Source organism: Streptomyces abyssalis (genome assembly GCF_001751365.1).
Taxonomy (GTDB): Bacteria; Actinomycetota; Actinomycetes; order Streptomycetales; family Streptomycetaceae; genus Streptomyces; species Streptomyces abyssalis.
The window spans coordinates 693033-711307 of the sequence record NZ_LJGT01000037.1; the positions used below are offsets into that span (position 1 = coordinate 693033).

Consider the following 18275-nt stretch of genomic DNA (forward strand, 5'->3'; position numbering starts at 1 on the left):
CGGGCAGCCGCAGTGGACCGGGGGGTGAGGGCATGGCCGGCGGCGTCACGGTGATCATTCCCGCGCACGACGAGGAGGCGGGTCTGCCCGCCACCCTGGAGTCGGTCCTCGGCCAGACGGTTCCGCCGGAGCAGATCATCGTCGTGGACGACGCCTCGCGGGACCGAACGGGCGAAGTGGCGCGCGGCTACGGGGTGACGGTGCTGCGTCCGCCGGAGAATCTGGGCAGCAAGGCACGGGCGCAGAACCACGCGCTGCCGCACTGTTCGGGCGAGCTGGTGCTGGCGGTCGACGCCGACACCGTGCTGGCGAGGGACTACATCGAGCGGATCGTTCCGGCCTTCGACGACCCGGAAGTCGTCGTCGCCGCCGGCAATGTGCAGACGCGCTTCGCGCGGACGGTGTGGGAGCGCGGCCGCTCGGTGGAGTATCTCTTCGGTTTCCACTGGCACAGGCCGATCCAGCAGCGGGCCAACAGCCCCATGGTGTGCTCCGGTTGCTGCTCGGTCTTCCGCAGGCAGGTGCTGGTGGACTTCGGCGGCTTCCCCGAGCGCACCATCGTGGAGGACATGGACTTCACCTGGTCCCAGCAGATCGCGGGACGTCGGGCACGGTACGTCGGGGACGCGGTCGCCTGGGCCGCCGACCCGGAGACGCTGCTCTACATGCGCAAGCAGGTATGGCGCTGGATGGCCGGCTTCTGCCAGAACGTACGTCTGCACACTGGGCAGTTGATGCGCAGGAAACCGATGCTCGCGGTGTGGGTGCTGCTGGCGATACTGGAGATCCTCACCGCGCCCCTGTGGTGGAGTGCGCCGTTCGTTCTCACGCTCGGGCTGGGGCGGCCCGCGCTGCCCACCGCGCTGTGGTGGCTGGGTGCGGAACTGGTCTTCACTCTGCCGCCGCTGGTCTATGCGGCGCGCAGACGCCGACTGCCGTTGGGCCGCGTGCTGTTGAACATCCCGTGCGTCTACCCGGCCAAGGTCGTGAACCTGCTCTACGCCTGGAAGGCCGTCGTCGTGGAGCTGGTGCTCGTACCGCTGCGGCTCTCGCGGGGCCTGACCGTCTACGAGAAGGGGAGGGGGCCGGTGCTTGCGTGAGCCTGTGTGGCTGTGGGCGCTGAGGAGACGGTTCCGGTGGCGGCGTCCGTATTCCAGGACGGGACGCGCGGGCGCCTCGCCGGCACAGGGACGGCGACCGCCGGCAGCCCTAGTCGACGAGGGCAAGTCCCGCGTAGTTCTCGGCGAGTTCGGTGGCGGCGGTGCGAGACGAGGCGATGCGTTCGAGCTGGGCGAGTTGAAGACGGGTGTCGAACGGCGACTGATCGGGGGAGATGTGCAGCGTGGTGGTCATGAAGTACGAGAAGTGTTCGGCGCGCCAGACCCGCCGGAGACGGTCCGCGGAGTAGCTGTCGAGCGCACCGGTGTCGCCGGTGGCGTGATACCGGGCGAACGCGCGGGCCAGGACGGCGACATCGGCGACCGCGAGATTGAGGCCCTTCGCCCCGGTGGGCGGCACGATGTGGGCGGCGTCGCCCGCGAGGAACAGACGGCCGTGGCGCATGGGTTCGGTGACGCTGCTGCGCATGGGCAGTACCGCCTTCGCGGTGACCGGCCCTCGGTTCAGCCTCCAGTCGCTGTCGCCACCCAGGGCGAAGCGGGCGTCGAGTTCGTCCCAGATCCGCTCCTCCGGCCACTCGCCGGGGTCGGTTCCGTTCGGCACCTGCAGATAGAGGCGGCTGACGGACGGAGAGCGCATGCTGTGCAGGGCGAAACCGCGCGGCGAGTGGGCGTAGATCAACTCTTCGCAGGCCGGAGGCGCGTCGGCGAGTATGCCGAGCCAGGAGTAAGGATAGTCCCGCTCGTAGGTATGGGCCGCGGAAACGGGGAGCGCGTTGCGCGAGACGCCGTGGAAGCCGTCGCAACCCACGACGAAGGCGCAGCGCAGCACCCGCTCGCGGCCCTCGTAGGTGTACTGGAGCTCCGGCTTCTGCGGACCGGGGGAACCGGCACCGGTCCCGTCCTGTTCCGTACCCGGCGCGAACCCGGAGACGGAGCGGACCTCGGCACCGAAGAGCAGGGGCGCGCCGTCGGAGAGCCCGGAGAGCTGCAGGGCGATGAGGTCCTTGACGATCTCCGTCTGCGCGTAGATCGTCACGCGGCGGCCGTCGGCCAGGGTGGGGAAGTCGATGTGCCGGGACCGTCCGCCGAAGCGCAGCTCGATGCCGTCGTGCACCAGGCCCTCACTGGCGAGCCGCGCCCCGGCACCGCAGTCGCGGAGCACGTCGACCGTCGTCTGCTCCAGCATGCCCGCCCGCTGACGCTGCTCCACGTACGAGCGGTCGCGGCTCTCCAGCACGACGTTGTCGATGCCGGAGCGGTGCAGCAGCCGGGAGAGCAGCAGTCCGGCGGGGCCGCCTCCGATGATGCCGACGGTGGTCTCCTCCGGGACCTGCACGGCGGGCCGGCCGCTCGAATCGTCCGTCATCGCCGGGCTCCCACGAGGCGGAGGACCGGATCGGGGCAGATATCAGCGGCCTTGGCGCACATGCGGTGATCGTCTCAACGGCACGGCCGCGTGACCAGACCTTACGGAAGGCTGACATACGTCCCGGTTCCGCCGGACAGGGCCTTCACGACCGTAGCGTGGCGTCATGCGTGTACTTGTGACCGGCGGTTCGGGGTTCATCGGCTCTCACATCGTGACCGTGCTCGAGGACGCGGGGCACGAACCCGTCGTCCTCGACACGGCGGCCGCGGACCCGGCGAGCCGCGGTGACGTCCGGGACGCGACGGCGGTGCGTGAGGCATTGCGAGGGGCCGACGCCGTCTGTCACCAGTCCGCGATGGTCGGGCTGGGCAAGGGGTTCGCCGACGCGTCCGCATACGTCGCCAGCAACGACCTCGGCACCGCGGTGCTGCTGGAGCAGATGGCCGAGACAGGGGTGCACAGGCTCGTCCTCGCCGGCTCCATGGTGGTGTACGGGGAGGGGCGGTACAGCTGTCCGGCCCACGGGGTTGTGCGGCCCGGTCCGCGTTCCGTACGGGACCTGGACAGCGGCCGCTTCGAGCCCCCCTGCCCACAGTGCGGCGCGGCGCTCGTCCCCGAACTCGTCGGGGAGGACGCGCCCGCCGACCCGCGGAACGTCTACGCCACGACGAAGCTGGCACAGGAACATCTGGCGGCAGCGTGGGCGCGCGCCACGGACGGCCGCGCCGTCAGCCTCCGTTACCACAACGTCTACGGCGACGGGATGCCGCGCGACACCCCTTATGCGGGAGTGGCCTCGTTCTTCCGTTCGGCTCTGGAGCGCGGTGAGGCACCCCGGGTGTACGAGGACGGTGCTCAGCGCCGTGACTTCGTCCACGTCGACGATGTCGCGGCGGCGAACGTGCTCGCGCTGGAAGCCCTGGACGACCTGCCCCGCGGCGGGCTTCGCCCGTACAACACGGGGAGCGGGCAGCCCCACACGGTGGGGGAGATGGCCCATGAGCTGGCGGAGGCGTTCGGCGGGCCCGCGCCGGTCGTGACGGGGGAGTACCGCCTGGGGGACGTACGGCACATCACCGCTTCCTCCGAGCGGTTCCGCAGCGAGCTGGGGTGGAGCGCACGAGTGCCGTTCGCCGAGGGGATGACGCGCTTCGCGAAGGACGACCTGGCCGCAGCCGCAACTCGCCCCTCAACAGCCCCCTGAGCCGCCGGCGTCCACCGGCGTCCGCCGGCGTCCGGCAACGCCGGGCTTCCGCTCGGTGTTGCCGGTTGCAGCGGCCCGACTCTGCCGAGCGGCCCGGCCTGTTGGACCGGTCGGAGCGCAGCGAGTCAGTGGAGACGGGCCAGCGGGTACGGGCTTCAGCGGCATGCCGGAAGGGTGACTTCGAACCGGCAGCCTCCCGGCACATTGCGCACCGCGGCCCGCCCCTCGTGGGCCTCGACGATGCCCCGCACGATCGCGAGTCCGAGTCCGGCGCCCCCGGGCGGCGTGCGGGCATCGGTGCCGCGCCAGCCGGTATCGAACACACGCGGAAGGTCGTCGGCCGGGATGCCGCCGCAGCCGTCGGTGACCGACAGCACCACGGCGTTCTCCTCCCGCCTGGCGGCCACCGCGACGGTACCGTCGGCAGGGGTCCGGTGAATGGCGTTGACGAGGAGATTGGCCAGCACGCGGGACATCTCCCGGCCGTCCACCTCCAGCGGGACCTGCTCCACGCCCTCGTCGGCGAGCCGCACTCCCAGTTCGGAGGCGAGGGCGTCGGCTCCCGCGATGGCGTCGCTGACCAGGTCGTACGCTGAGATGCGGCTTGGGGAGAGGGCCAGCGACCCGGCCTGGATGCGGGAGAGTTCGAAGAGGTCGCCGACCATCCCCGAGAGGCGTTCGACCTCGCCGCGTATCTGCCGGTGATAGCGGGCCGGATCCTCGACCATGCCGTCCTCCAGCGCCTCCGCCATCGCGCGCAGCCCGGCGAGTGGGGACCGCAGGTCGTGCGAGATCCACGCCACCAGCTCCCGGCGTGAGGACTCCAGGGCTCGCTCGCGTTCCCGCGACATGGCGAGTCTGGCGCTGGTGTGTGCCAACTGGCGGGAGAGCGAGGCCAGTTCGGCCGGCATGGGGGTGTCGGGCTCCACGAATCCGCCTCCCGAGTACCCCACCGGACCCGTACGGGCCTCCCCTGCGGATGCCTCCCCGGCGGAGACGCCGGGCACGGTGAATGCGGGCCGGTCACCGCCGACTCCGACGGCGGCGGCCGATGCGGCTGCGCCCGTGACGCCGCCCGCCCGGCCCGGAACACCCGCCTCGCTGCCCCGGCCGACCGGGCTGCCCCCGCCGGTCCCGCCCGCGTCACCGACGTCGCCGAGTGCACGTGCCGCCTGCTCCAGGGCACGATGCCCGCCGATGACCCAGCGTCCGAGCAGCAGCGCGGTGGCCGTCGCCGTCACACCGGCCATCGCGCACACCGTCGTGACCACGCCCAGGTCGTGCTTGTTGAGAAGCATCGCCCACGCCACCGACAGCGTGCCCGCCAGTACGGACCCGACGGCCACGGCGGTCAGCACCGCCAGGGAGACCGCCACCGACCTGCGCCGCAGAGCCCGCAGGGCGAGCAGTCCGGCGAGTCCGACGGCCGCCGCCCCGAGCGCCGCGTAGAGCGCGATCAGCAGCAGGTCACGCATCACTGCCTCCTGCCTGGCCGCCGGTGCCGCTCCCGGCAGGGGGCACACCGCCGCCGGTGCCGCCCGCACCGCCGTCGCCGTTGTCGTCGAAGCGGTAGCCGACACCCCACACCGTCGTGATCAGCCGGGGGTGCGCGGGGTCGGCCTCGACCTTGTGACGCAGGCGCCGTACGTGCACGGTCACCGTCGACAGGTCGCCGAAGTCCCAGCCCCACACGTCCGCCATGAGCTCCTCCCGGCTGAAGGCATGGCCCGGATGGCGCAGGAAATGCGCGAGCAGGTCGAACTCGCGCAGCGTCAGTGCGAGTGAGCCGCGGGCGTCGGAGACCGTACGGGCCCCCGGGTCGAGCGTGATGCCGCCCCCCGTCAGCAGCGGGCCCCCTGGCGGCGGCGCCCCGGCGCGGCGCAGTACGGACTCGACACGGAGCACCAGTTCGCGCGGTGAGAAGGGCTTGGTGACGTAGTCGTCGGCGCCCACTTCGAGGCCGAGGATCCGGTCCTCTTCGTCGCCTCGTGCCGTCAGCATCACCACGGGCACCGGCCCGTGCTCGCGCAGCCGCCTGCACACCTGGAGGCCGTCGAGCCCCGGCAGCATCAGATCCAGTACGACGAGGTCGGGCGGCTCGGCCTGTGCGCGGGAGAGGGCGTCCATTCCGTCCGCCGCACGGTCGACGGCGAAGCCGGAGCGGTCGAGATAGCCGGCCACCACTTCCGTGACGGTCGGATCGTCGTCCACGACCAGGACACGTCGGCGGACCGGTGCCGAAGGCTGCGTTCGCATACGGGGAGTCTGGCACCCGCCCCGGTCACAGGTCCCCGGTGAGACGGGCCCGCAGCGGGGACGTCAGGCTTCCGTAAGGTGCGTCGGTCCCTTATGTCCGTTCTGGGTTCGTAGGGTGAGGCAGATGCAGACGACCACCAACTCGCAGTCCTGGCACGGGGACCTGGTGCTTCCGTGCCTCAACGAGGCCGATGCGCTGCCATGGGTGCTGGAGAGGATTCCGGCCGGCTGGCGGGCGATCGTCGTCGACAACGGCTCGACGGACGGCTCCGCCGACGTCGCACGGCACCTCGGCGCCACGGTGGTGCACGAGGAGCGCCGCGGATTCGGGGCCGCCTGCCACGCGGGGCTGCTCGCGGCGGAGGCCGAGTTCGTCGCGTTCTGCGACTGCGACGCCACGCTCGACCCGGGCATGCTGCCGCGGATCTCGGCTCCCGTACGTACGGGAGAGGCGGACCTCGTACTGGCACGGCGACGGCCCACGGGGCGCGGAGCCTGGCCCCTGCACGCCCGTCTCGGAAACCGGGCGCTGGCGCGGATGGTGCGGCGCCGCACAGGTGTCCGGCTGCGCGACCTGGGGCCGCTGCGGGCGGCCCGCCGGACGGCGCTGCTGGAGCTGGGCCTGACGGACCGGCGCAGCGGATACCCCTTGCAGATGGTGGTACGCGCCGCCGACGCGGGCTGGCGCATCACCGAGACGGAGGTCGACTACCGGCCCCGTACGGGCAAGTCGAAGGTGACCGGCACCTGGCTCGGCACGTGGCACGCCGTGCGTGACATGCAGGCGGTGCTGCGATGAAGGGCAGCCGGCCGGCGACTCCCAGAGCGCCGGAATCCGCACACGCACCCGCGCCCGTACCCGTACCCGCGCCCGCACCGGAACCCGCGTCCGCGTCGCCGTCGCCGTCACCCACGACCGTGCTCGTGATCGCCAAGGAGCCCGTGCCCGGCCGTGCCAAGACACGTCTGACGCCGCCCTACCGCCCCGAGGAGGCGGCTCGGCTCGCCGAGGCGGCCCTCGCGGACACCCTGGAGACGGTCGCGCGGACGCCGGCGCGCCGGCGCGTGCTGGTGCTCGCCGGCCGTCCGGGACCGTGGCTGCCCGCCGGCTTCGAGGTGGTCCCGCAGTGCGGCGGCGGCCTCGACGACCGGATCGCTGCCGCGTTCGGCGGATGCGACGGACCGGCGCTGCTCATCGGCATGGACACCCCGCAGATCACGGCCGGCCTGCTCGCCCCCGCCACCGGGCCCGGCGCATGGGACGGTTGCGACGCCTGGTTCGGCCCGGCGGCGGACGGCGGCTTCTGGGCCCTGGGCATGGCGCGTCCGCGGCCCGAACTCGTGCTCGGCGTACCGATGTCCAGGCAGGACACGGGTGCGCTCCAGCGGCGCCGGCTCGTCGAGGCGGGCCTGTCCGTGCGGGACCTGCCGGTGCTCCGCGACATGGACAGCGCGGCCGACGCCGCAGAGATCGCGGCGCTTACCTCCGGACGCTTCGCCTCCGTACACGCGGACCTCGCAGGGGCGGTGTCGCGGTGAGCGCACCCGCACTTCCCTGGTGTACGGAGCGGGACCCGTATGCCGACGCGCTGCGCGCCGGGCGAGGACCGCTGTTCCTGCGGCGGCCCGACGGCTGGCTGCTGCCACTGGAGGTGGAGCGGTGGTGTGCGCGCGCCGACCAGGCGGACATGAGCGTCCTCCAGCGCTGCACGGGCGCCGTTCTCGACATCGGCTGCGGCCCGGGACGCCTGGTCGCGGCGCTTGCCGGGCTGGGCGTTCCCGCGCTCGGCGTCGACACCTCCCCTGCCGCGGTCTCCCGTACGCGCGCAGCGGGCGGTGCGGCCCTGCAGCGGTCCGTCTTCGATCCGCTTCCCGGCGAGGGCCGCTGGCAGAGCGCACTCCTCCTGGACGGCAACATCGGCATCGGCGGTGACCCGTCCGGTCTGCTCGCACGCATACGTGAGCTCCTCGCGCCCGAAGGGCTGTTGTACGTCGAGGCGTCGCCCGCTGAGGTGGAGGAGCGGACAGAGGTGTGGCTGGACGACGGCACCGGCGGTCAGGGGCCGGTCTTCCTGTGGGCGAGGCTCGGCCGCGAAGCACTGCGCGGCAGCGCCGTCGCGGCGGGATGGACCGTCGTCGAGGAATGGCAGTGCCTGGGGCGGCCGTTCGTATCGCTCAGACCCGGCCGCACGTCGGGCCCGTCGCGGATGCCGGAGGGCGGATCAGCACGCCCCGCACTGCTCACCAGCCCGTGATCAGCAGGTGGTTGACGGTCAGCGCGAGCGCCGCCTGTGCCGCGAGCCACCAGCGGCGCGCGCCGGGCGGCAGCAGCGCCGTCGCCGGCAGCAGCCACAGGGTGAACGGCAGCCAGATGCGTTCCGTCTCGCCCTTGCTCATCCCCGACAGGTCGGCTGCGAGCACACAGCACACGCCTCCCGCGACGAGCAGGAGCAGCGCCCGGTGCTCCTGCCGGAACAGGGGCGCCCCCCGGGCACGCCCGTTCCCGCCTGCATCGCCGCCTCGGCTGTCTCCGCCCGGCCGGCTGCCCGCGAGCGCACCGGCGCCGGCCGCCGCCCTGCGCAGGGACGCGACGACGGCGGGGCCAACGACGGCGGTCTGCGCCGCCAGGTTGGCCCACACGAAGTAGGTGTACGGACGGACCCGTGCCGCCCCCTGGTAGTAGCGCTCGACGAGCGTCGACCAGCCCTCGAACCACCAGAACCCTGCTGCGGTGAAGAGGACGAACCACGGCGCCATGCCCAGCAGTACGAGCGGAACCGGACGCACCGTGCGCGCCGCGGTCAGCACCGCGAGTGCGAGAAACCCCGTCAGGATCAACCCGTACGACAGATAGCAGGCCAGCCCGAACAGCACTCCGGAGCCGAGCGCCGTACAGGCGGGTGCCCGCACCTTCCCGGTCGCCGCCAGCGCGAGCAGCGCCAGCGCCCACGCGGCGACGGCCGTGAAGTAGCCGTCGGCCGAGACGCCCGTCCACACGGCGGCAGGGGCGAGCACCACGTACGGCGTGCAGCGGCGGGCCGCCTCCTCGGACACCAGGGCACGCACCGTCACCAGCACCGCCGCCACCGCCGAGGTCCCGGCGGTGATGACGAACGCCGAGGCCCACACGCCGCCGCCGAGTCCGATCCGGTCGAGCCCCACGAAGGTCAGCAGCGCCGCGGGCGGGTGCCCGGCGACGTGCGGGGGCCAGTTGTCCGGGGCGTCCATGAGGATGCGGCCGGTGAAGCCGCGCAGCGTGGCACCGACGTCATGCACGTCGCCGACGGACTGCAGATACTCGTACGCCGTCGTCAGGCGCGTGGCGACCCCGCGGTGCCAGCCGTCGACGAGGGTCAGCGACCAGCTCCACGCCATCGCGCCGCCCCACGCCGCGGGCAGGAGGGCCCGCCAGGGCAATGTGCGGGCGAGGCGCGGACCGTAGGCGATCACCAGCACCGCCACGGCGGACGCGGCGACGGTGCCGGGGCCCCAGTGCGGCATCCAGTACGCGTAGAGAGGAGGCATGCGCAGCCGCAGAGTCTGCGAGCTGTCGTCGTAAGCCCGGCCCACCACGGCGGCGGCGGCGAACAGCAGCGCCGCACCGGCCACGGCGGCCAGGTCGTGGATCAGGGAGCGGCCGCCGGTGCGGGAAGCGCCGCCGTCCGTGCCGTCGCCGCCGTCCGTGCCTGTCGTGCCGCTCGCTTCTGGCGTCGGGGTGCCTGGGCCGCGCTCCGGCGGTCCGGGCCTGTGGGTCGAAGTGGTCACAGGGCCACGGTAGGTCGCTGACCAGCGTCGTCGCGGTTCCGGGGAGCAGACGTCACTGAGCTGTCAGATCGGCCGCGTCACGCAGAGCGGCTGTCAGCGCGGCGACCGCCGGATCGCGTGCCGCCCCGGCCCGTACCGCCATGGAGATCGTGCGCGTCAGCTCCAGCCCGGCAACTTCGCACAGCCTTACACCGGTTGAGAGCGGTTCGGCGACGAGCCGCGGAACCAGGGACACACCGAGCCCCGCCTCGACGAGCGACATGATGACGGTGTAATCGTCGCTGGTGTAGTCGAGGCGGGGCTCGAACCCCGCTTGCTGGCAGGCGCGTTCGAGCACGGCCCGCAGGGCGTTGTCGCTGTGCGGCGCGATCCACGGCTCCTGGCGCAGATCCGCCAGCGCTAGCGGCCCGCCGTCCGCCGGGAGGACGTGCCCGGGCGGCAGCGCGGCGACCAGCGGCTCCTGCAGCAACTGCCGCAGCCGCACACCTTCGTCGGGCAGCCTCGGCAGCAGGTTGTACTCGTAGACCAGCGCCACGTCGCACGCGTGCTGGCGCAGACCGCGCACGGAGTCCTCCGGTTCCCGCTCGTCCAGCTGCACCCGCAGATCCGGGTGCGCCGCCCGGCAGGCGGCGATCGCGGGTGCGGCGAGCGCCACGGCGGCGCTGGGGAAGCTGCTGAGCCGCACCGTTCCGCGCACGCTGCTGCTGAGAGCCGACACCTCGGCACGCGCACGTTCCAACTCCGCCAGCACCCGCTCGGTGGAGGCGACCAGTACGCGGGCGGCCTCGGTGAGGACCACTCGCCGGCCGTCGCGCACCAGCAGCGGAGTGCCTGCCTCCCGCTCCAGCAGCGACAGTTGCTGTGAGACCGCTGACGGCGTCAGTGAGCACGCCTCGGCAGTGGCGGCGATCGTCCCGTGAGTGGCCAGTTCCCTCAGCAGACGCAGCCGCCGCACCTCGTAGAACATGTAGTCACGCTAACGGCCGCCATCGGAAATCGTCGCTGGTCGGGCAGGGACGGGACGCTCACACTGGCGCCATGACAGCCCGTCTCCTGGCCCACGGGGCCCAAGCCGGTGCCGGTTCCGGCTCCGTCCCCGGCACCGGCACGCCTCCCGTCTCGCCGTCCGAGTACGCGGACCGCGTCGCCGCGCTGCGCGCCGCTATGCGGCGACGTGGTCTGTCGGCACTGGCCCTCGCCAGCCCGGAGAACGTCCACTATCTGCTGGGGCTCGACCACTTGGGCCACTTCGCCTTCACGCTGCTGGTGCTGCCCCGCAGCGGCCCCCCGGTCCTCGTGGCCCGCCGGATGGAGCGCCGCACGCTGCGGGACCAGGTGCCGCACGTACGTCATGCGCTGTACGGCGACGGCCGTGACCCCGCGCGAGTGGCGGCCCAGGAGCTGGCGCGAGCCTGCACGGGCGGCGCGACCGTGGGCGTCGAGGAGCAGTCGATGGCCTTCCCGCCGGCCGTGCTGGCCCGTATCCGCGGGCTCCTGCCGGAGCTGCGCTGGACGGACTGCTCCGCGCTCCCCGCACGGCTGCGGCGCATCAAGTCGCCCGCGGAGACGGCTCTTGTGCGGCGCGCCGCGGAGATCTCAGGGATCGCCATGCGCGCCGCGCTGGCCACCGCGGACGTGGGAGTCAGCGAACGGGTCGTCGCCGCGCAGGCCCAGCGGGCCATGACGGAGGCCGGCGGTCAGCAGCCCGGCTTCGTACCGCTGATCCGCTCCACCAGCAGGCTCGGGCAGGAGCACGTCACCTGGGGCGACCACACAATCGCCCCGGGGGAGGGGCTGTTCGTCGAACTGTCCGGCTGCGTGCACCGCTATCACGCGCCCATGAGCCGGACCGTCCACTGCTCAGCTCCGCCCGCGGGTGCGCGCGAGGCCGCCGCGGCGGCGTTCGCTGGGCTCGCGGCGGCGCGGGGCGCGCTCGTGCCAGGCGTGCGTACTGGCGAGGTGTACGCGGCCTGGGCCGGTGCCGTCGCGGGGGTCACGGGACGGCGTCCGCGCCGTCACCACTGCGGCTATCTCACCGGGGCGGGGTTCCCGCCGAGCTGGGTGGGCGGGGGACCGGTGCTGGGAATCCGCGCCGGAGGCGGCACCCGCGTACGGGCCGGGATGGTCTTCCACCTCATGTCGTGGGTCGAACTCCCCGCCGGATACGTCGTCTCGGACACGGCCCTCGTCGGCGAGAGCGGGTGCGAACTGCTCACCGGCACACCGGACGGCCCGCCCGGCCTCCTCGCGCCACGGCCGGGCGATGCGGTTCCGGACCACTGACCGCCGCCCGCGAGCCGCAAGCGCAAGCCCCGACCCACAAGCCCCGACCCACAAGCCGCAAGCCACAAGTCACGAAGCCCAAGAAGCCCGGAAGCCCGGAGGAGGCCCCCATGCGCATCACACGTGTGCGCGCCACACCCGTCGCCGTTCCCTACCGCAGGGACGAGGTGTGGGCGTTCGGACGCCGCAGCGGACTGGTCGCCCTGCTCGTCGAGGTCGACACCGACGAAGGGCTCACGGGGCTGGGCGAGGCCGCTGCCTACCCGTCCGCGGACGCCGTTCTCGGTGCGCTGCGCAGCATGGAGCCTCTCGTCGTGGGCTCCGACCCGCTCCGCATCGAAGCGCTCATCCAGCGCATCGACGTCGTCGGCACCTACCACCACACCGGGCACTCCAGCCCGGCCGCCGCGGCACTGGAGACCGCCTGCTGGGACCTGCTCGGCAAGTCCTGCGGAATGCCCGTCAGCAGCCTGCTCGGCGGGCCCTTCCGCGACCGCGTGGAGTTCTTCCACTACGTCGCCGCCGGTGACCCGGACGAAGTGCGCGCGGAGGGCGCCCGCGCCGCCGGGGCCGGCGCGCGGACCTGCTATCTCAAGGTCGGCTCCGACGACCTGGACACCGACCTCGCACGGGTGGCCGCCCTGCGTGAGGGAGCGGGCCGGGACGTCGGCATCCGGGTCGACGCCAACGAAGCCTGGTCTGCGGGGGCGGCCGTGCGTGCCGTCGCCGCGATGGAGGAGTACGGGCTCGAACTCGTCGAACAGCCGGTGTCGGGGCGGAATCTGCCCGAGATGGCTTACGTGCGCTCCCGTATCAGCACACCCCTGCTTGCCAACGAGGCGTCCTGGACACGCTCCGACCAGTTCGCGCTGCTGCGTGCAGGCGCCGCCGACGTCGTCTCCGCCGACCAGCAGATGGACGGGGGCCTGCTCAACCTCAAGCGCTCGGCGGGAATCTGCGCGGCAGCAGGGGTGCCCGTGGTGAAGCACTCCCTCGGCGAACTCGGAGTCGCCGTCGCCGCATCCGTGCATGTCATCGCCTCGACGCCCAACTTCCGCCACGCGAACCAGGGTTACGGCGCGCTGCTGACCGACGACATCGTGGCCGGGGGATTCGCGGGCCCGCTGGAGAACTACAGCGGCGGCTGCCTCGACGTACCGCGGGGTCCGGGACTGGGCGTCGAGCTCGATGCGGAAAAGGCCGGCCTGTACGCCGAGTTGTACCGGGAGTCGGGCGGCGCGTTCTCCTTCCACGACCCCGACGCGCTCAGCCGTGCACCGGCACTGCCCAAGCGGTAGGCAGCCGGGACCGGCTACCGGTCCGACCGCTCCTCGTGCGTCGCGGCGGGTACCGGCGGCATGAACTCCCGTACCAGCGTGCGGTGCCACCAGTCGCCCGTCTCCCGGCGTTCCTCGCGTGTGGTGAAGCGGTAGCGGTACAGCAGCGCCCGTACGTGAGTGGGCGGACCGCCGGGAAAGGGGTTGCGCCGCAGGAGGCGCAGCGTGTCACGGTCGCCCTCCAGCAGCCGCGTCACGAACGGCTCGAACCAGCCGGCCGCGTAGGCGGGCGAGAGGGCGGCGAACCACATCTGCCAGTCCAGGCGCAGATGGTACGGAGCGAACTGGCGTGGCATGCGGCTCACATCGCCGGGCTTTCCCCGGAAGTCGTACTCCCGCCACACGGTCCGCTCGCCGGGCTCCTCCTCGTCCGTGCCCTCGACGACGATCTCGTGCCGTACCCGGGTGACGCTGCCGAAAGCGCCGTAAGTGTTCACCAGGTGGAGGGAGTTGAAGGACGCGTTCATCTGCTGGCCCCGGCTGATCATGTTGCGTACGGGCCAGAAGCTCAGGGCGATCACCAGGGCCGCCACCGCACAGACGAGCACCACATACCACAGCGGCGCCGCGGCCGGGGACGGCGTTGGCGTCCCCGCGACGAGTGAACTGTCCACGGCGGCAAGGGCGATGACGATCGTCAGCCAGTTCAGCCACGAGAAGTTGCCCGACAGCACCAGCCACAGCTGGGTGACGATGACGACCGCCGCCGCGAACGTGGCGACCGGCTGCGGCATCAGCAGCCCGAAGGGCACCACGAGTTGCGCCACATGGTTGGCAGCCACCTCGACGCGGTGCAGAGGCTTCGGAAGACGGTGGAAGAACCGGCTGAGCGGACCCGGCATCGGCTGTGTCTCGTGGTGGTGGTCCAGGCACGTCAGCTCGCGCCAGCAGCGGTCACCCCGCCACTTGATCAGACCCGCCCCGAACTCCAGCCGGAAGGCCAGCCAGCGCAGCAGCCACAGCACGAGCACCGGAGGGTCCGTCTCGTCGTTGCCGAGGAAGACGGCGAGGAATCCCGCCTCCAGCAGCAGCGACTCCCAGCCGAAGCTGTACCAGATCTGCCCCACGTTGACGATCGAGAGATAGGCCAGCCACAGCAGCGCCCACATCAGCATCGACGCCCACAGCGGCACGGCGTCCGCGGCACCCGCCACGACCGCCGCCGACAGGGCGGCACCACCCCAGCTGACACTGGCGAACAGCCAGTCGGAGTAGCGCCACTGGAAGAGACTCGGAAAGGCACGGAACGGCACGCGCCGCACGAACCGGGGGACCGGCGTCAGACCGCGCTCACCGATGAGCGCCCGGAACTGCAGCGCCGCAGAGACGAAGGCGACCAGATAGACGCCGGCCAGCGCCCGCTGCAGCACGAGCCGGGTCAGCCAGTAGTCGGATGCCGCGAACCAGTCCATGAGGCACGGATACCACCGTCACGTCCCGCCATGGGTGGCGGCGCGAGCGAACGGCGGCCCCCGGGCGCCCTCCGGCGGCCGTGCGATGCTGTGGCTCCCCGGCCTGGGCAGACGGAAGGCCGGAGCGTTCGCCGAGGAGAGACATGCCGCTGACCGACATGCCGCTGGAACAACTCCGCGCCTACCGGCCCGAGACCGAGGCGCCGGAGGACTTCGAGGACTTCTGGGCCACGACCCTCGGCACGGCCCGCGAAGCGGCACGCTCGGCTCCGCCCGCCGAATTCCCACGGGTGACGGACTCGCCGCTGCGCACGGTGGACGTCCACGACGTCCGCTTCCCCGGCTGGGACGGCCAGCCCGTCGCGGCCTGGCTGCTGCTGCCCCGCGGCGCGGACGAGCCGCTGCCCGCCGTCGTCAACTACATCGGCTACAGCGGCGGCAGAGGGCTGCACACCGAGCACCTGCTGTGGAGCGCCGCGGGCTACGCGCACCTCGTGGTCGACAGCCGCGGCCAGGGCCACACCACTCCCGACCCGGACCCGGTGCCGGGACCGCAGTACGTCGGGGGCTTCATGACCCGCGGCATCAAAGGGCCCGAACACCACTACTACCGCCGCCTGATCACGGACGCGGTGCGCGCCGTGGACGCCGTGCGCACCCATCCCGCGGTCGATCCCGCACGCGTCACCGTCACCGGTCACAGCCAGGGCGGCGCCCTGGCGCTGGCCGTCGCCGCCCTGGCGGGGAGTGAGGTCGCGGCGGCCCTCGTCGACGTACCGTTCCTGTGCCACATCAGGCGCGGCGCGGAGCTCGCCGCTGCCGGCCCGTACTCGGAGATCGCGCACTATCTCGGCGTGCACACGCGCGACGACCCGGAGAGCGTCTTCTCCACGCTGGACTACTTCGACGGCCTGCACTTCGCCCGGCGCGCCGCCGCGGTGCCCGCGCTGTTCAGCGTGGCGCTCATGGACCCGGTCTGCCCTCCGTCCACCGGCTTCGCCGCGTACAACCACTACGCCCACCCCGACAAGGACGTCGTCGTGTGGCAGTTCGGCGACCACGGAGGAGGTCGGGGCTCGCAGACGCCCAGGCAGCTGCGGTGGCTCACCGCCCGAGGACTCGGACCTGACGGCGCGGAGCCGGACGCCTGAGACGGGCAGCCGCGCAGAGGGTCCGCGCGATGGGCGAGGCCCCGCGGTTCAACCTCCCGGCGCCGGCGTCTCCTCCGGCGGGTCGGTCAGCGCCCGCTTGAGCACCTTGCCCATGTCGTTGCGGGGCAGGTCCTCACGGAAGTGCACCGTGCGGGGCCGCTTGTGAGGGGCGAGCTGTCGCGCCACGAAATCCGCCAGCTCCTCCGGCAGCGGTGGCGCCGCGGGATCGGAGGGCACGACCCAGGCGACGACGCGTTCGCCCAGATCCGGGTCGGGAGCGGCGGTGACGGCCGCCTCCGCGACACCCGGGTGGGACAGGAGCACGTTCTCGATCTCGCCGGCGCCGATCTTGTAGCCGCCGCTCTTGATGAGGTCGGTCGCCTTCCGCCCCACCAGCCGCAGGTGGCCGTCCGCGTCCTGGGTCGCGATGTCGCCCGTACGGAACCAGCCGCCGTCGAACGCGCCGGCCGTCGCGTCCGGACGGTTGAGGTACTCGGTGAAGAGATTCGGCCCCCGCACCTGCACCTCCCCGATCGCCTCCGCGTCGGCGCCGTTGTCGGTGCTGATCCGGTTCCCCGCCTCGTCCACGAGGCGCAGGTCCACATCGCGCAGCGGCACCCCGACCGTGCCGGGGCGCGGGTCCCCGTCGGCGCGCACGCTGGTGTTCATCAGCGTCTCCGTCATTCCGTACCGCTCGATGACGTGACGGCCCGTCGCCGCATGAATGCGCCGGTGGTCGGCCGGAAGGAGCGGCGCCGAGCCGGAGACCAGCAGCCGGGCGCCGGAGAGCGCACGGGCCGGTTCCGGTCCGGAGCCGAGCGCCTCGGCCAGGCGGTGGTACATCGTGGGCACCCCGAAGAGCATCGTCCCGCCGCCGGCGAGGGCGCTCGCCACGGCCTCCGGGGAGAACCTCACCAGGTGGTGCAGGGAGCCGCCGCGGCGAAGCGGCCCGAGAAGGCCCAGGACCAGGCCGTGCACGTGGAAGAGGGGCAGCGCGTGCACGACGACGTCGTCGGCAGTCCACTGCCAGGCGTCCTCCAGCGCGTCGAGGGTGCAGGCGACGGCGCGGCGGGAGAGGACGACGCCCTTGGGTGACCCTGTGGTTCCGGAGGTGTAGACGATCAGCGCCGCCGACTCGGCGTTGGGCTCGGGCGCGAGGGACCACGCGGTGGTCGTCTCGGCCTCACCGCTGACGACGACGTCGATACGGGGCGTCCCGCCGAGCACCTCCGGCAGTTCGGCTTCCGGTTCCGCCAGCACGGCGGAGGGCGCGCTGTCGGCAACGACGTGCTCCAGCTCGCGCTCGCCGCTGCGCGGGTTGAGGGGCACCACGGGAACCCCGGCCTGAAGCGCGGCCACCACCGCCACGGCCGTCTCCAGGGCAGGGGTGGCCCAGACCGCGATCCGTCCCGAGTCGCCGATGAGAGCGGCCGTCTCACCTGCCGCTGCGGCCAGTCGCCGGTAGCTGAGGGTCCGCTCGCCGAAGCGCAGCGCCGTGCGGTCCGACTCGGTGTGCAGCGCGGGCAAGAGCAGTGACACCCGGTTCTCCTCAGATGATCCCGACCGTGGACGGTCAGCATCTCATCCGCCTGCGACGCCGCCGCCCGCCTGGGGAAAGAGCGCCGTGAACGCACCGGCCGGGTCGGTCAGCCCCCGCGCGAACGGCTCGTCGAAGTGCCGTACGAGGAAGAGCAGAAAGGCGATCAGTGACGTGAACAGCCCGGCCAGCAGCAACTCCCTCGCCGAACGCTGGATCTGGAGCGCGAAGAGCATCCCGACCGAGACGACCGCTCCGGCGAACAGCCCGAACCAGACCACGCCCGGCAGGGTCGGTTCCGCGCTCGCCGCACGGCCGTTGCGTGCGGCGTCGGCCGCCGCGACCCGCTCCGCCAGCGCCGCGTACGTCTGCTCCTCGCGTGCCGTGCGCGGCTCCCACTCCAGTACGTCCTTACGCAGGTCCGCGAGCAACCGGTCGCCGCGGCCCGTGAGTTCACCGTGCTCCACCATGTACGGCCACTCGGTTGTGACCGCGTGGCGCACATAGGCGTCCACGTCCGACCTGATCTTCTCGCGCTGGGCGGGCGGTGCGATGCGGGCACGCTCGTGGATCTCGTGGAGGGCCTGCGCCTCGTCCTTGGCCACGGCGTCGGCCACGTTGCGGGCTTCCCACACGCCCGCGATGGCCAGTCCGAGCACGATCGCGTACACGACGCCGGTCATCATCGTCATGTACTCGATCACATCGGGGGTTTCGGACGGGTCGTCGTCGTCCGTGCGCCGTTGCCGCAGCACGACGGCCGCGGTGACTACGGCGCAGGCGGTGAGGGTGGCGAGAACCAGGACCAGCCATTCGGGCACGGTTGCACTCCCGTGGTGT

The 18275-nt window shown here is 72.5% G+C and carries 16 protein-coding genes; 8 read left to right on the top strand and 8 right to left on the bottom strand.

Annotated elements, in window-relative coordinates; genetic code table 11:
* Positions 1 to 32: 32 nt before the first annotated feature.
* Positions 33 to 1100, top strand: a complete 1068-nt coding sequence (locus AN215_RS06215; RefSeq protein WP_070009786.1) for a glycosyltransferase family 2 protein — start codon at positions 33 to 35, stop codon at positions 1098 to 1100.
* Positions 1101 to 1209: 109 nt separating this feature from the next.
* On the opposite strand, the gene AN215_RS06220 is transcribed toward AN215_RS06215, so the two are convergent.
* On the bottom strand, positions 1210 to 2487 hold the full coding sequence (locus tag AN215_RS06220) for a 4-hydroxybenzoate 3-monooxygenase (RefSeq protein WP_070009785.1): 1278 nt from the start codon (positions 2485 to 2487) through the stop codon (positions 1210 to 1212).
* A gap of 166 nt (positions 2488 to 2653) precedes the next feature.
* On the opposite strand from AN215_RS06220, the gene AN215_RS06225 reads away from it, so the two are divergent.
* Positions 2654 to 3694, top strand: a complete 1041-nt coding sequence (locus tag AN215_RS06225; RefSeq protein WP_070009783.1) for an NAD-dependent epimerase/dehydratase family protein — start codon at positions 2654 to 2656, stop codon at positions 3692 to 3694.
* A 155-nt stretch (positions 3695 to 3849) separates the two neighbouring features.
* Here the strand turns inward: AN215_RS06225 and AN215_RS30260 are convergent, their stop codons facing one another.
* Entirely contained in the window at positions 3850 to 5169 is a 1320-nt protein-coding gene (locus tag AN215_RS30260; RefSeq protein ID WP_245694275.1) for a sensor histidine kinase, read from the bottom strand.
* A complete protein-coding gene (locus tag AN215_RS06235; protein ID WP_070009782.1) occupies positions 5162 to 5950 on the bottom strand; it encodes a response regulator transcription factor in 789 nt (262 codons plus the stop codon). Before AN215_RS06235 ends, AN215_RS30260 begins: the two co-directional genes overlap by 8 nt.
* 124 nt (positions 5951 to 6074) lie before the next feature.
* Here AN215_RS06235 and AN215_RS06240 point away from each other — a divergent pair, with 124 nt between their 5' ends.
* From AN215_RS06240 to AN215_RS06250, 3 genes are all read left to right on the top strand, one after another.
* Positions 6075 to 6749, top strand: a complete 675-nt coding sequence (locus AN215_RS06240) for a glycosyltransferase family 2 protein (RefSeq protein ID WP_070009781.1) — start codon at positions 6075 to 6077, stop codon at positions 6747 to 6749.
* Positions 6750 to 6868: 119 nt separating this feature from the next.
* Complete coding sequence (locus AN215_RS06245) at positions 6869 to 7489, top strand: TIGR04282 family arsenosugar biosynthesis glycosyltransferase (protein WP_070009869.1); 621 nt, start codon at positions 6869 to 6871, stop codon at positions 7487 to 7489.
* On the top strand, positions 7486 to 8205 hold the full coding sequence (locus AN215_RS06250; protein ID WP_070009780.1) for a class I SAM-dependent methyltransferase: 720 nt from the start codon (positions 7486 to 7488) through the stop codon (positions 8203 to 8205). Before AN215_RS06245 ends, AN215_RS06250 begins: the two co-directional genes overlap by 4 nt.
* On the opposite strand, the gene AN215_RS06255 is transcribed toward AN215_RS06250, so the two are convergent.
* Both AN215_RS06255 and AN215_RS06260 read right to left on the bottom strand, forming a co-directional pair.
* Positions 8192 to 9715 (bottom strand): hypothetical protein, encoded by a 1524-nt coding sequence (locus AN215_RS06255; RefSeq protein ID WP_420856113.1) that lies wholly within the window; start codon positions 9713 to 9715, stop codon positions 8192 to 8194. The genes AN215_RS06250 and AN215_RS06255 overlap by 14 nt on opposite strands.
* 52 nt (positions 9716 to 9767) lie before the next feature.
* Positions 9768 to 10682, bottom strand: a complete 915-nt coding sequence (locus AN215_RS06260; protein WP_070009779.1) for a LysR family transcriptional regulator — start codon at positions 10680 to 10682, stop codon at positions 9768 to 9770.
* A 71-nt stretch (positions 10683 to 10753) separates the two neighbouring features.
* On the opposite strand from AN215_RS06260, the gene AN215_RS06265 reads away from it, so the two are divergent.
* Together AN215_RS06265 and AN215_RS06270 are read left to right on the top strand one after the other, a co-directional pair.
* Entirely contained in the window at positions 10754 to 11998 is a 1245-nt protein-coding gene (locus tag AN215_RS06265; RefSeq protein ID WP_079122738.1) for a M24 family metallopeptidase, read from the top strand.
* Between the two features lie 110 nt (positions 11999 to 12108).
* Positions 12109 to 13296 (top strand): mandelate racemase/muconate lactonizing enzyme family protein, encoded by a 1188-nt coding sequence (locus AN215_RS06270; RefSeq protein ID WP_070009778.1) that lies wholly within the window; start codon positions 12109 to 12111, stop codon positions 13294 to 13296.
* Between the two features lie 14 nt (positions 13297 to 13310).
* Here the strand turns inward: AN215_RS06270 and AN215_RS06275 are convergent, their stop codons facing one another.
* Positions 13311 to 14747 carry a lipase maturation factor family protein gene (locus tag AN215_RS06275; RefSeq protein WP_070009777.1) on the bottom strand — a complete coding sequence of 479 codons (1437 nt, stop codon included), beginning with the start codon at positions 14745 to 14747 and terminating at the stop codon, positions 13311 to 13313.
* A gap of 143 nt (positions 14748 to 14890) precedes the next feature.
* Here AN215_RS06275 and AN215_RS06280 point away from each other — a divergent pair, with 143 nt between their 5' ends.
* Complete coding sequence (locus AN215_RS06280; RefSeq protein WP_070009776.1) at positions 14891 to 15898, top strand: acetylxylan esterase; 1008 nt, start codon at positions 14891 to 14893, stop codon at positions 15896 to 15898.
* A 48-nt stretch (positions 15899 to 15946) separates the two neighbouring features.
* On the opposite strand, the gene AN215_RS06285 is transcribed toward AN215_RS06280, so the two are convergent.
* Together AN215_RS06285 and AN215_RS06290 are read right to left on the bottom strand one after the other, a co-directional pair.
* Positions 15947 to 17437 (bottom strand): acyl-CoA synthetase, encoded by a 1491-nt coding sequence (locus AN215_RS06285; RefSeq protein ID WP_070009775.1) that lies wholly within the window; start codon positions 17435 to 17437, stop codon positions 15947 to 15949.
* A gap of 42 nt (positions 17438 to 17479) precedes the next feature.
* The gene (locus tag AN215_RS06290) at positions 17480 to 18256 is read right to left on the bottom strand and encodes a bestrophin-like domain (protein WP_070009774.1); all 777 of its coding nucleotides are present in this window, start codon (positions 18254 to 18256) and stop codon (positions 17480 to 17482) included.
* Positions 18257 to 18275 lie beyond the last annotated feature (19 nt).

Excerpts from the sequence above, each read along its gene's own strand:
- AN215_RS06265 (WP_079122738.1), top strand. The coding sequence starts at position 10,754 with ATGACAGCCCGTCTCCTGGCCCACGGGGCCCAAGCCGGTGCCGGTTCC.
- AN215_RS06270 (WP_070009778.1), top strand. The coding sequence starts at position 12,109 with ATGCGCATCACACGTGTGCGCGCCACACCCGTCGCCGTTCCCTACCGC.
- AN215_RS06280 (WP_070009776.1), top strand. The coding sequence starts at position 14,891 with ATGCCGCTGACCGACATGCCGCTGGAACAACTCCGCGCCTACCGGCCC.
- AN215_RS06225 (WP_070009783.1), top strand. The coding sequence starts at position 2,654 with ATGCGTGTACTTGTGACCGGCGGTTCGGGGTTCATCGGCTCTCACATC.
- AN215_RS30260 (WP_245694275.1), bottom strand. The coding sequence starts at position 5,169 with ATGCGTGACCTGCTGCTGATCGCGCTCTACGCGGCGCTCGGGGCGGCG.
- AN215_RS06240 (WP_070009781.1), top strand. The coding sequence starts at position 6,075 with ATGCAGACGACCACCAACTCGCAGTCCTGGCACGGGGACCTGGTGCTT.
- AN215_RS06235 (WP_070009782.1), bottom strand. The coding sequence starts at position 5,950 with ATGCGAACGCAGCCTTCGGCACCGGTCCGCCGACGTGTCCTGGTCGTG.
- AN215_RS06275 (WP_070009777.1), bottom strand. The coding sequence starts at position 14,747 with ATGGACTGGTTCGCGGCATCCGACTACTGGCTGACCCGGCTCGTGCTG.
- AN215_RS06220 (WP_070009785.1), bottom strand. The coding sequence starts at position 2,487 with ATGACGGACGATTCGAGCGGCCGGCCCGCCGTGCAGGTCCCGGAGGAG.
- AN215_RS06260 (WP_070009779.1), bottom strand. The coding sequence starts at position 10,682 with ATGTTCTACGAGGTGCGGCGGCTGCGTCTGCTGAGGGAACTGGCCACT.
- AN215_RS06215 (WP_070009786.1), top strand. The coding sequence starts at position 33 with ATGGCCGGCGGCGTCACGGTGATCATTCCCGCGCACGACGAGGAGGCG.